Consider the following 12,330-nt stretch of genomic DNA (forward strand, 5'->3'; position numbering starts at 1 on the left):
CGAAAGCCATCGGAACTTTCGAACGTTACAAACGTCGAGTGAGTGACACCGTGAGCACAGAGCGACAAGCCTCCCTCCGACGCATCGCCCGCGCCGCACGCTGGGCGGCGCTCCGCCTTCGCATCAGCGAGACCCTGAGCCGGGTCGTCCTGCTGCTGCCCCTGCCGCTGGTCTATGCCGTGGCGGCCCTCACCTACGTGAAGGTGTGGCGTCCGAGCATCGAGACCGAGCAGGCCCTGCTGTTGGTCGGCATCGCGCCGCTGGCGGTGGTGGTCCTCGGCGGGCTGTGGGTGTGGTTCCGATCGCGACCGAAGCATCTCGGGGCCATGGCGCTCGACCGCCACCACGGCCTGAGCGATCGACTGACCAGCGCCCTGTCGTTCCGTGAGCTGCCAGAGAAGGAACGCACGCCGCTGATGGAAGCGGCCATCGGCGACGCGGTGACGGCGAGCCGTGAGCTCTCGCCGCGGAAGGCCGCTCCCATCGCCTTCCCTCGAGAGCTGCCCATCGTCGGCTTCCTGGTGCTGGGCCTGTTGGGCATCGCTCTCTTGGAGGTGCGCACCATCAAGGAGATCCCGCCGGACAAGGTCTTCCAACCGATGATCATGACGGCGGACGACGTCGAGCTGTTCCAGGACATGGCCAAGGAGATGGAACAGAAGAGCCAGGACCCGGAAGTCCAAGCCGCCGTGCGCAAGTTCAATCAGTTGGTGGAGGACATCGCCGACCGCCGCCTGGATCGCACCGAGGTGTTCAAGCGTCTCGAAGAGCTGGATCGGGACCTGATGAAGGGCGCCGAAGCGGATCGCAAGGCGATGGAAGAGGGCCTTCAGAACCTGGCCAAAGAGCTGGAGAAGAGCGACCTCTCCAAGCCGATTGCCGCGCCGCTCAAACAAAAGAACCTGGAAGATGCGGAAAAGGCCATGCGAGAGCTGGCCGAGGCGCTGAAGAACAAGAAGAACAAGCCCACCAAGGCGCAGCTCGACAAGCTGCGCGAGGCGCTGAAGAAGGCCAGCACCAAGAACAGCGAGCGGTTGAAGAACATCGAGGAGCAGCGCAAGAAGCTGGAGCAAGAGCGCCAGAGCCTGCTCAAGAAGAAGAACCGGGACGGCGGCATGTCCGAGAAGGACAAGAGCCTTCTCAAGAAGAAGGAGCGCCAGCTCGAGCGGCTGGACCGGGAGAAGGACCAAGCCAAGCGCGCGCAGCGGCAGCTATCGCGATTGGACCGTGAGCTGGCGAAGGCCGCGGAAGATCTGCTGAGGGAGCTCGGCGCGTCCGCGGAAGATCTGGAAGCCGCGGCGCAGGACATCAACCGCATGGCTCAGGAAGAGATGACGGAGCAAGAGAAGGAAGAGCTCCGCCGTCGTCTTCAGGAGATGCGGGAGCTGATCCGGCAACAGGGCAAGGGCGGCAAGCAGCGCATGCAGCGGCTGCTCAAGTTCGGTCGGCGGGCGCGCGGGCAGCAGGGCGAAGGCAAGGGCGGCCAGCAGGGCAAGGGCGAGCAGGGCAAGGGCATGAAGCCCGGTGGCCAGGGCGGCGGCAGCTTGGTGATGGGTCCGGGCAGCGGCGGCAAGACGATTCCGATTCCGGGCATGGGCGCGGGCCAGGGGGCTGGAGAGATGCCCGGGCAGGGTGCGGGTCAATCCGGCTCGGGGCAGGGGGGCAAGGACCCGGGTTCCGGCGCGGGGCAAGGCGGCGAGAGCTGGGGCACCGGCCACGACCCGAACCTGAAGGGCGAGGAGGCCAAGGGGCTCGCCGGCAAGACCAAGGACGTGACGGCTGCGGCGGCGGACACCGGCGAGGGCTCGGCTTCCAGCCAGGTGATCTACGGTGCGGCGGAGCGCGGCTTCGTGGGCCGGCAGTACAAGAACGTGTACACGGACTACAAGACTCAGGCGGAGCGCGTGATGAACGAAGACCAGATCCCTCCGGGATACCGCTTCTACGTGCAACGCTACTTTCAGCTCATCCGCCCGCGCGAGTGAGTGATGCGAAACCCGAGGACAAATGGCTGAATCAGACGAAGCTCGCGCCGAGGTAGAGAAGTTTCAGAAGAAGATCGGCGCGCTGCGCGAAGAGATCGCGCGAGTGATCGTGGGCAATCGAGAGGTCGTCGACGGCGTGCTCACCTGCATGCTGGCCGGCTCCCACGCCCTCTTGGAAGGCGTGCCGGGCCTCGGCAAGACGATGCTGGTGCGCACCCTCGCGGAGTCCGTGGGACTGAATTTCTCGCGCATCCAGTTCACTCCGGACCTAATGCCGGCGGACATCATCGGTACCACGGTGATTGACGAAACCGCGGTGGGCGGTCAGGCCTTCGAGTTTCGCAAGGGGCCGGTGTTCGCCAACATCGTGTTGGCGGACGAGATCAACCGCGCCACGCCCAAGACCCAGAGCGCCCTCCTGGAAGCGATGCAGGAGCACCGCGTCACGGTGGGCCGCACCACCTACACCATAGACGAACCCTACTTCGTGCTGGCCACGCAGAACCCGCTGGAGATGGAGGGTACCTATCCGCTCCCGGAAGCGCAGCTGGACCGCTTCTTCTTCAAGCTGCAGGTGCCGTTCCCGTCGCGCGAGGAGCTGCACGACATCATCGATCGCACCACCACCGACCACACCGTGCAGGTGGAACCGGTCATCAGCCAGGACGACATCCTCGAGATGCAGAAGCTGGTGCGCACCGTGCCCGTCGCGCGCCACGTCCAGGATTACGCCGTGCGCTTGCTCCAGGCCACCCATCCGGATGGCGTGGACGCTCCGGAGAAGGTGCGCCGCTTCGTGAGCACCGGTGCTTCACCCCGCGGCGCCCAGGCCATGCTGCTCGCCTCCAAGATCCGCGCGCTGTTCGAAGGGCGGTTCGCCGCCAGCGTGGACGACGTGAAGGCCACCGCCACTCCGGCGTTGCGCCATCGCATCCTCCTCAACTTCGAGGGCGAAGCCGAAGGCGTGCGTTCGGACGACGTCATCGAGCAGATCCTCGGCGAGCTGGCGGAGGCCAAGGCGTGAAAGGCGTGCTCGCCACCGGCGGGCACGAATAGACCATGGGCGTGCTCGACGTTTTCAAACGAGCTGCGGCACCGGTTTCTCGCCGCCTCGGGCGTGCGCGGCCCCAGCGTGCGGATCTGTTCGACGACGAGTTCCAGCGCAAGCTGGAGACCCTCGCCATCGTCAGCCGACGCGTGTTCGCCGGGCGCATGCGCGCCGAACGGCGCACCAAGAAGAAGGGCAGCGGCATCGAGTTCGCGGACCACCGCAACTACGTGCCTGGGGACGACTTCCGCTACGTGGACTGGAACGTGTACCAGCGTTTCGGACGCTTGTTGGTCCGGCTCTACGAAGAGGAAGAGGACCTCAGCATCTACTTCATCGTGGACTGTTCCACGAGCATGGGCTTCGGAGACGGCAAGAAGTTCGACCAAGCGCGGAGGCTGGCGGCGGCGCTGGCATACGTTGCGCTCGCCAACCTCGATCGCGTGACCATCGTGGCGGCCAACGATTCCATCGTGGCCCGCATGCCCACCACCCGCGGCAAGGGGCGCATCTTCAAGGTGTTCGATTTCCTCCGCCACGTGGAGCCGGACGGCGTGACGGACCTGCGGGACAGCCTCAAGACCTTCGTGGCGCAGCACAAACGCCGCGGCCTGGCGGTGTTGATCAGCGATTTGTACGACCCGGCGGGGTTCGAGCACGGCATCAACGTGCTGCGCTACAATAAGTTCGAGCCCTACGTGCTGCACGTGGTGGACCCGCGGGAAGCGCGCCCCACTCTCAAGGGAGACGTGCGCATCTACGACTGCGAGACCGGTGAGGAGCGCGAGATCACCGTGACGCAGAAGATGCTGGAGCGGATGGAGCGAGCCTGGAACGACTACCAGGCGGAGATCGAGCGCTTCTGCGTGTCGCGGCAGGTGCCCTACTTCGTGGCGGACGTGGAGACGCCCTTCGACGAGCAGGTGCTCAAGGTGTTCCGGCGTGGAGGGTTCTTGCGCTGATGCTCTTCTCCGGGCTGCCGCTCTCCACCTTGCTGACGATCGCCGGTGCCGCCGGTGGCCTGACGGTGATCTTCTACATCTTGAAGCTCCGGCGGCGCCCGGTCGCGGTGCCGTTCTCGCGCATCTGGGAGCGGATCCTCCGGGACAAGGAGGCCACCACCTGGTTTTCGCGTCTCAAGCGCCTGCTCTCCCTGCTGCTGCAGTTGGCGTTGCTCACGCTGTTGATCCTGGCCCTCGGGGATCCACGCATTGCCGGCAAGTTGATGGAAGGGCGCAACGTGGTGGTGCTGGTCGACGCCAGCGCATCCATGAAGGCGACGGACGTGAAGCCGAGCCGTATGGGCGTGGCCAAAGCGGAGGTCAGGAAGCTCGTCTCGGGCCTATCTGGATCGGACCGCATGCTCATCGCCCAGATGGACGCCGCCATCACGCCGCTCTCCACCATGACCGGGGAGGTGCCGGATCTCGAGCACGCTGCAGATCAGATGCACGCCACGGACACGCGGGCGGATCTGCGGCGCGGTCTGAGCTTCGCCCTCGACAGCCTGAGCGGCCTGTCCAAGCCCGAGATCGTGATCGTGAGCGATGGCGCCGTGGGGGACCCGAAGGAGATCGCCAAGGGTCTGGACCTTTCCCGCGTGGATCTGCGCTACGTGCCGGTGGGCAAGGGCTCGAACAACGTGGCCATCACGGGTTTCTCCGTGCGCCGCTACCCCCTCGACAAGTCTCGCTCGGAAGTGATGATCGAGGTCGAGAACACCAACGACAAGCCCACGGACGTCGAGCTCACGTTGGTGGGCGATGGCCAGACGGTCGACGTCACGCGCCTCGCGCTGGGACCGAAGGAGCGACTCTCTCGCTTCTACAAGGACTTGGCGGGCGCCAGCCGCACGTTGGAAGCGAGCATCAAGCTGGGCAACGGCGAGCCGGACGACCTCCCCGCCGACGATCACGCTTACGCGCTGATGCCGGAGCGCCGCCGCTCTCGCGTGTTGGTCGTCACGCCGGGCAACACCTACCTGGAAGCGACGCTGTTGCTCGACGAGTACTTGGAGGTCACCACGGTGTCGCCCAAGAACTATCCGCCGGCCGGCAGCTTCGACGTCACCATCTTCGACAACTGCGCTCCGCCTCTCGCCGCCGGCAGCGGTGGCACGCTGTATCTGAATCCGCCCGAGAAGGGCTCCCCCGTCAAGCTCGGTCGCGCGATCGAGATGTTCGGCTTCGACACCTGGGACAAGAAGAGCCCACTGCTCCGCTGGACCGCCATGGGGGACGTGCAGGTGCTCGCGGGCCACACGCTCAAGCCGGACAAGGGCGATCGCGTGGTCGGCGCCAGCAACCTCGGTCCGATTTTGGTGGCGGGACGGCGCGAGGGACGAAAGTTCGTGGTGCTCGGCTTCGACCCTCGCGTGAGCGATTTCGTGCTGCGCGTCGCGTGGCCGCTGTTCGTGCTGAACACCATCAACGACTTCGTGGAGGAAGACACGTCGTACGTGTCGTCGTTCAGCACCGGGAACGTGTGGAACATCCCAGCCCCCAGCAGTGCGGAGACCGCCAAGCTGGAGACGCCGGACGGGCGCAAGCTGAGCGTACCGGTGAAGGAAGGGCGCGCGGTGTACCTCGGTGACGAAGCGGGCTTCTACGAGCTCACGGTGGGCCAGGGACAGGACGCCACCAAGACCATGTTCGCCGCCAACTTGAGCAACCCCGACGAGAGTCGCATCGAGCCCGTGAAGGACCTGGCCTTCGGTGGCAAGGCGATGGCCGCGCCCGCCGGCTTCAATCCGGGGGTGCGCCGCGAGCTGTGGCTCTATCTGCTCATCGCAGCGCTGATCGTGTCGGCCATCGAGTGGGTCACCTATCATCGGCGGGTGACGGTATGAGCCCGCGCCTGCGCCGCATTCTGTGGGGCCTGTTCATCATCGCCGTGGCGGCGGGGATGGGCTGGGCCTACTACCGCTTCGTCTGGCAGGCGCCGGCGTCCGAGTTCAAGTGGGTCCGTGGGGACAAGACCTACGAGCTGCTCGAACCCCGCACCATCGGCGTGGTGCTCGCGGCGCCGCTCTTGCTGTTCGTGCTGGGGCGCTCGCTGGCGGACCTGCCATGGCAACAGCGCGTGCTGTCGGTGATCTTGCGCATCACGTTCGTGGCGCTCATCGGTCTGGGGCTGGCGCGCCTGGCACGCACCGCAGAGACGCAGAAGGTGGCCACCGTCTTCCTGTTGGACGTGAGCGACTCCGTGGAGACCGCGTCCATCGAAGAAGCTCGCCAGAAGGTGGAAGAAGCCATCAAGGCCCGGGGCAAGGAGGACGTGGTCCGCCTGATCACCTTCGCCGAGCGGCCGCGGCTCATCGATCTGGGAGACGAGGACAGCCCCGAGGTTCCGCCGGTGGCCGAGCTCAAGCTCGACAGCGAGAGCGCGAAGAAGGAGCTCGGCCTCGCGAAGCCCGGTGCTGGCAGCGACATCCAGGCGGCGCTGCAGCTGGCCTACGGCGTGTTTCCGCCCGGCTATCTCAAGCGGGCCGTCCTGTTCACGGACGGCGTGGAGACCAGCGGGGATCTGTTGGCGGAGGCGAACCGCGCGCGCGGTTTCGGCGTGCGCCTGTACACCATGCCCTACCGCCGGCCGCCCCCGGGCGAGGTGGCGCTGCGTGGGCTACGCATTCCGGAAAAGGTGGACATCGGCGAGCCCTTCGACGTAGTGGCGGACATCTACTCCAGCCGCACCACGAAGGCGCGCGCGCGGCTGTATCAGGGCGAGACGCTGAACGGCCTGGATGGCGTTCGCGATCTGGATCTCAAGCCGGGCAACAACGAGATCACCTTCAAGAGCGTGGTGCGGGTCGGCGGCGAGGTGACGTACTCGCTCAAGCTCGACCAGATGAAGCACGACAAGTTCGCCGAGAACAACGCCTATTCCGTCACGGTGGACGTGCCCGGAAGGCCGACCATCTTGTACGTGGAAGGGCAGCCGGCGCGCGCCAGCTACCTGACGAGCGCGCTTTCCGCGCAGCAGTTCGACGTCGACGTGCGCGCGCCCGCGGCGTTCCCCGGGAGCATCAAGGAGCTCGAGCGCTACGACTTCGTGGTCGTCTCCGACGTTCCCAAGGAAAAGCTCTCGCTGGCGGCGCAAGACCTGATCGAGAAGTACGTGCGAGACCTCGGCGGCGGCTTCTTGTTCGCCGGCGGCGAGAGCGGGTACGGCCTGGGGGGTTGGGCGCACACCACCATCGAGCGCATCCTGCCGGTTCGCATGGACGCCCAGCGCCGCAAGGACATGCCCAGCGTGGCCATGGTGCTGGTCATCGATCGCTCAGGATCGATGACCGGCCTACCCATCGAGATGGCCAAGGCCGCGTGCAAGGCCACCGTCAGCACGCTCCAGGGCGACGACCTGCTGGAGGTCATCGCCTTCGACTCGTCGCCCGTGCGCTACGTGAAGATGCAGCCGGCGCGCTACCGGAGCCGCATCCAGAACGAGATCCTGCGCATCCAGCCCGGCGGCGGCACGGAGATCTTCCCGGGCCTGGACATGGCGTATCAGGACATCAGCGTGGTGCAGGCTCGCAAGAAGCACGTGATCCTGCTCACGGATGGCCGCGCTCCGACCCAGGGCATCAAGGATCTGGTGCAAGCGATGATCGCGGAGAACATTACCGTCACCACCGTGGGCCTCGGCGAGGGAGCGGATGCGGATCTGTTGCGCATGATCGCGGACACCGGCGGCGGCCGCTATCACGCCGTGCCGGACCCGAACAGCTTGCCCAAGATCTTCACGCGGGAGACCGAGCTCATCGCGCGGCAGGCGGCGGTAGAAGAGTGGTTCCCGGTGCAAGTGGCGACCCACGCGGACTTCTTGAAGGGCATTTCCATCCAGTCCGCCCCGCTGCTCCATGGCTACGTGGCCACGCAGATGAAGGGGCCGCCGGCGCAGCTGATCTTGGCGAGCGATCGCGGTGAGCCCATCTTGGCGCGCTGGCGGGTGGGCCTCGGACAAACGCTGGCGTGGACCAGTGACGTGAAGAACCTGTGGGCCGTGGATTGGCTGCGTTGGAGCGGCTTCTCCAAGTTCTGGGGGCAGCTGGTGCGCGAGCACATGCGCCACAAGCGCCACCGCGAGCTCGACATGAAGACCGAGGTCGTGGGCGGCAAGGTGCACGCGGTGGTGGACGCCTTCACGGTGGACGAGCGCTTCGACAATGACATCGAGTCCAAGCTGTACGTGACGGGGCCGGAGCCCGGAGGGGATCGTCGCGAGTTTCCCATGCGCCAGACCGCACCGGGCCGCTACGAAGCAAACTTCGAGCTGGATGCCTACGGCTCGTTCCTTCTTCGCGCCGACCACAACAAACCCGGAAAGAACGGGGACCTGAAGAACGTGGGCGTGAGCTACGGCCACGTGTCCAATCCCTATCCCCGGGAGTACGCGAGCTTCGGCCCGGACACCGAACGGTTGGAGCGGGCGGCGGCGGCGGGCGGCGGCACCGTGGACCCCGCCGTGAAGGACGTGTGGAACCCCGGGGACGAGAAGATCGTCTACTACGAGCAGCTCTGGAACCGCTTCATCCTGGCGGCCATCATCGTGTTTTTGCTGGATCTGTTGGTGCGCCGCATTCGCATCTTCGATCGCAAGTTCCTGCCCAAGAAGCGACGCCGCGCCGCCTGAGCCGGTGTTCGCCGTCGGGGTGTGGGGTGCGTCTGCTTGCCGGCCGTCTGAGTCGCCAGGCGTCACGTGTTACTACTCGAGACAAAACCTCATGCGCATCGTAGTCGTACTCGATTCCCCGCCGGGGGAGGCCCGGTCCGTGGTGATGCTCCCGAGCATCGATCCCCTCGCGCGGGCGCTTTCGGACGCCCTCGGTCGGGTGCTGCCGGCGGAGCACGTCGTGCTTGCGCGGATGGACGCGAGCTTCGACGAGCTCGCAGCGCGGGCCGATAGGCTCGAGGCCGTCGAGGATCCCGCCATCGAAGAAGCGCTCACCGAAGGTGCACAGGCGCTGGCGGCGGGCGAGCTGGACCGCGCCGAGCGCGCCTTCGCGCTGGCGGAGTCGCTGCTTGCCTGGGACCACGGGCCCCGGCACGCGGAGGTGCTCGTGCACTTGGCGGAAGTGGAGCATGCGCGCGGCAAGCCGTCGGCGGCGCTCCTCGATCGCGCGCTGTCGATGGTGGCCGACCACGAAGCAGCGCTCCGGCGGCGCATCGACCTGGCGCACGAAGCGGGAGATCTCGCGACGGCGGCCGCGCTCCGGCGTCGGCTCTTGGCGCGGGTGGAGAGCGAAACGGAACGCGCGGAGCAGCTGTCGTCCATCGCCGACGAATCCCTGTCCGCCACCATCGAGGCCCTCGAGCAAGCGCTCGTGCTCCGACCCAAGGACCCGCGTCTCCTCGAGCGGCTGCAGGCGAGTCTGGAGGCCGCTGGGCGCTGGCGGGAGGCCGTGAACGCGAAGGTGGCCCTGACCGAGACCATAGAAAACCCCCGCGACCGCGCGCGCTCCTTCACCGCTGCGGCGGGCATGTGCGCGCGCCGCACCGGGGACGTGCCGCGCTCCGTGGCGCTGTACGAAGCCGCCATAGCGGACGAGCCGGCGACCCCCGGAGCATTCGATGCGATCGAGGCGGTGCTGCAGAAGAACGAGGATTTCTCGGGTCTCGCCAGCGCCTACGAGCGACAGCTGGAACGCCTGAAGGGGGACGAGACCGCGGAAGAGAGCCTCTTGTACAAGTTGGCGGAGCTTCGGGCGGATCGGTTGGGCGATACGCACGGCGCGGTGTTGGCCCTGGACCGTCTGGTGCAAACCAACCCCAAGAACGTGGAAGCACGTACACGGCTCGCCGCGCTGCTCGAGCAAATGGGAGAGCTGCAGCTCGCCGCCCGCTGTCTGGAGAACGCGGCGGTGTGGGCCCCAACGCGGCCGGAGACGTTTCGCGGGCTGCATCGCATCTGTGCGAGCCTCGGGGACTCCGACCGCGACTACTGCGCCTGCGCCGTGCTCGTGCACCTGGGTGAGGCGGACGTGGACGAGCAAGTCGTGTATCGCCGTTACGCTCCGGAGACGACCGTGCGGCCGCAATCGGCCCTCGACGCATCTACCTGGAGCGAGCTCGCCATCGCGGAGCACGACGAGGTCGTCTCCCACATCGTCCACGCCATCGCGCCGGCGGCCATCGAGCTTCGCGCAGCGGCGCCTCGGCTGGACGAGAGCACGCGTCACGATCCCGAGAAGACGACCATCACGGCGGTGCGCACCGCCGCCTGGGCTGCGGCCATCCTCGGTCTCGGCGTGCCCAAGATCTACGCGCGGAACGAGAGCATCCCGGGCGGCGTGGTGTGCCCGCCCACGCCGGAGCCCACGATGGTGCTGGGCAAGGCCATGCTCAGCGGCCGCTCGGTGCCGGAGCTGGCCTTCGTGATCGGTCGCGAGCTCGCGAGCCAGCACTTGAGCGGACGGCTGCTCACGTTCTACCCGACGGTGGCCGAGCTTCGCGCGCTGCTGGTCGCCGCCGTGGGGCAGGTGCTGCCCACGACGTTGCCGCCGGAAGCGATGCAGCTCGGCGCCGCGCTCCGAAAGCGCCTCAACGCCGCTCAGGCCGAGGAGCTCACGAGCGCCGTCAAGGAGCTCCAAGCCCGCGACGGCCGCCTGGATCTGAAGCCGTGGATGCGCTCCGTGGAGCTGGCGTCGTGCCGCGCGGGGCTCGTGGCCTGCGGGGACATCACCGCCGCCGCGCGCATGCTGGCCATCGACGGCCGCGTGGTGGGCGGCCTTTCCGCCGCGGACCGCGTCCGTGATCTGATCCCGTTTTCCATCTCCGAAGCCTGCGCCAAGGCGCGCCGCGCCATCGGCATCGCCCCGCGCCTCGCGAGCGTGCCGCCGCCCGCAGGGTCCTGAATGCTCCAGCGGTGCGCGCAACAGACCGACCAGCCATGCACGAGCTCGGTCGCGTTGCGCTTGCGTTCCTGATCTGTGGGGGCCTTTCGGCGTGCGGTGGGGTGACGCAAAGTGACGAAGCGACACACGATGGCGCCGTTCTCTACCTGAACTTCGAGGGCGCGCTGCTCGAGTACGGCGCCCACAACGACGCAGCCCTGAGCGTCACCACCCTGGGAGACGGTCCTGGTCCGTACCAGGCCCAGCGCGCCGAGCTCGCGCGCTTCATGGATGGCGACGCTCCGACGCGCGCACTGGTGATCGAGCAGGTCGTGCGTTCGGTGCGGGGCATCTACGCGCCCTTCGCCCTGGATGTCGTCAGTCAGCGACCGCAGCAGGGCGAGTTCACCATGGTGGTCGTGGGCAACACCTTCGGCGAGATCCAGTTCGCCGATGCGTGTCCGCTCGCGGGCTTGGCGGTTCGCGATTGCCAGGGCGACAGCCTGGGCGACGTCGGCTTCGTAGCGGCTGGTTGCATGCCCGCGGACTGGTCGCCCGCCCAAGCTCGGAGCTACCTCGCGCGCACCATCGCTCACGAGGCCGGCCACACCTTCGGCTTGTCCCACAATGCCAACCAGGCCTCGCTCATGTCGCAGGCTTCCACCGGGTTCTCTCTCGAGAAGGGCCCGGTCCCGGCCGAAGATCAGGCGAGCTGCCAGAGGACGACGCAGGACGACTTCGCGGTCTTGCGCCAGGTCCTCGGTCTTCGGGGCGAACGCTGAGCGGATCCGATCGGCGCTGGCGACCGCTCACCCCTCGGGCTCTGTCTTCAGGACCGAGTAGCCCCAGTACTCTGCCAGAACCTCGGCCAGCTGCAGTGCCAACGTCGCGCCGAGTCGCGACAGAACCACGACACCGCGGTCCGATGGCTTGGGGCCTTCCACCGGCCACACCCGCTTTGCATCGCGTCGAGCGCGGCTGTGCAAACGCTGCTTGGCATGCTCCGGCACGTCCGAGTCGAAGGGCAGTGCGATCAGCTGATAGGCCACGAATTCGCGTTCGGCATCACCGCCTTCGAGCCGCGCTCGATAGCCCTTCACCCATAAGATCGACGGATCCGGGATGGGTAGCTGCTCCCATGCCAGATCGACGAAGCCCGATTGTCTGCTGAGCAACGGCGGGTGACGATTGACCCGCAGAGCCCCCGACGTTTCACGCACCGCGCGATTCAAGACGAACCAGCGGAGCAGCGCCGATACCAGCACGCCGTAGCGCTGTCGCAGAGTCGTGTGGTTGGGGCGGCAGGTCACCGCCAGCGTGCCGAAATGCCCGCGGCTCTCGAACTGCGCTTCGAGGACGAGCAGGTCACCCGACACCGTCAGATCCGCCGCCGTCGTCGGTACGCTGCGGTACACGCCGCTAGCTTACGACGAATCCGCCGGTGGCCAGCGTTTGGCGCAAATGGC

General features: G+C 67.0%; 8 protein-coding genes. 7 read left to right on the forward strand and 1 reads right to left on the reverse strand.

What is annotated here, in order from left to right:
- Positions 1-50: 50 nt before the first annotated feature.
- From H6717_37115 to H6717_37145, 7 genes are all read left to right on the forward strand, one after another.
- Entirely contained in the window at positions 51-1,985 is a 1,935-nt protein-coding gene (locus H6717_37115; GenBank protein ID MCB9582719.1) for a hypothetical protein, read from the forward strand.
- A gap of 22 nt (positions 1,986-2,007) precedes the next feature.
- The gene (locus tag H6717_37120; GenBank protein MCB9582720.1) at positions 2,008-3,009 is read left to right on the forward strand and encodes a MoxR family ATPase; all 1,002 of its coding nucleotides are present in this window, start codon (positions 2,008-2,010) and stop codon (positions 3,007-3,009) included.
- 35 nt (positions 3,010-3,044) lie between these two features.
- Positions 3,045-3,995: a DUF58 domain-containing protein gene (locus H6717_37125; protein MCB9582721.1), complete on the forward strand. Its 951-nt coding sequence runs from the start codon at positions 3,045-3,047 to the stop codon at positions 3,993-3,995.
- Positions 3,992-5,881, forward strand: a complete 1,890-nt coding sequence (locus tag H6717_37130; GenBank protein MCB9582722.1) for a VWA domain-containing protein — start codon at positions 3,992-3,994, stop codon at positions 5,879-5,881. The genes H6717_37125 and H6717_37130 overlap by 4 nt, the downstream gene beginning before the upstream one ends.
- Positions 5,878-8,664: a VWA domain-containing protein gene (locus tag H6717_37135; GenBank protein MCB9582723.1), complete on the forward strand. Its 2,787-nt coding sequence runs from the start codon at positions 5,878-5,880 to the stop codon at positions 8,662-8,664. The genes H6717_37130 and H6717_37135 overlap by 4 nt, the downstream gene beginning before the upstream one ends.
- Before the next feature lie 91 nt (positions 8,665-8,755).
- Positions 8,756-10,885, forward strand: a complete 2,130-nt coding sequence (locus H6717_37140) for a hypothetical protein (GenBank protein MCB9582724.1) — start codon at positions 8,756-8,758, stop codon at positions 10,883-10,885.
- 35 nt (positions 10,886-10,920) lie between these two features.
- Entirely contained in the window at positions 10,921-11,646 is a 726-nt protein-coding gene (locus H6717_37145) for a hypothetical protein (protein MCB9582725.1), read from the forward strand.
- A 27-nt stretch (positions 11,647-11,673) separates the two neighbouring features.
- Here the strand turns inward: H6717_37145 and H6717_37150 are convergent, their stop codons facing one another.
- A complete protein-coding gene (locus H6717_37150; GenBank protein MCB9582726.1) occupies positions 11,674-12,279 on the reverse strand; it encodes a hypothetical protein in 606 nt (201 codons plus the stop codon).
- Positions 12,280-12,330 lie beyond the last annotated feature (51 nt).

The organism is Polyangiaceae bacterium (assembly GCA_020633235.1).
In the GTDB taxonomy this organism is placed as follows: Bacteria; Myxococcota_A; Polyangia; order Polyangiales; family Polyangiaceae; genus JACKEA01.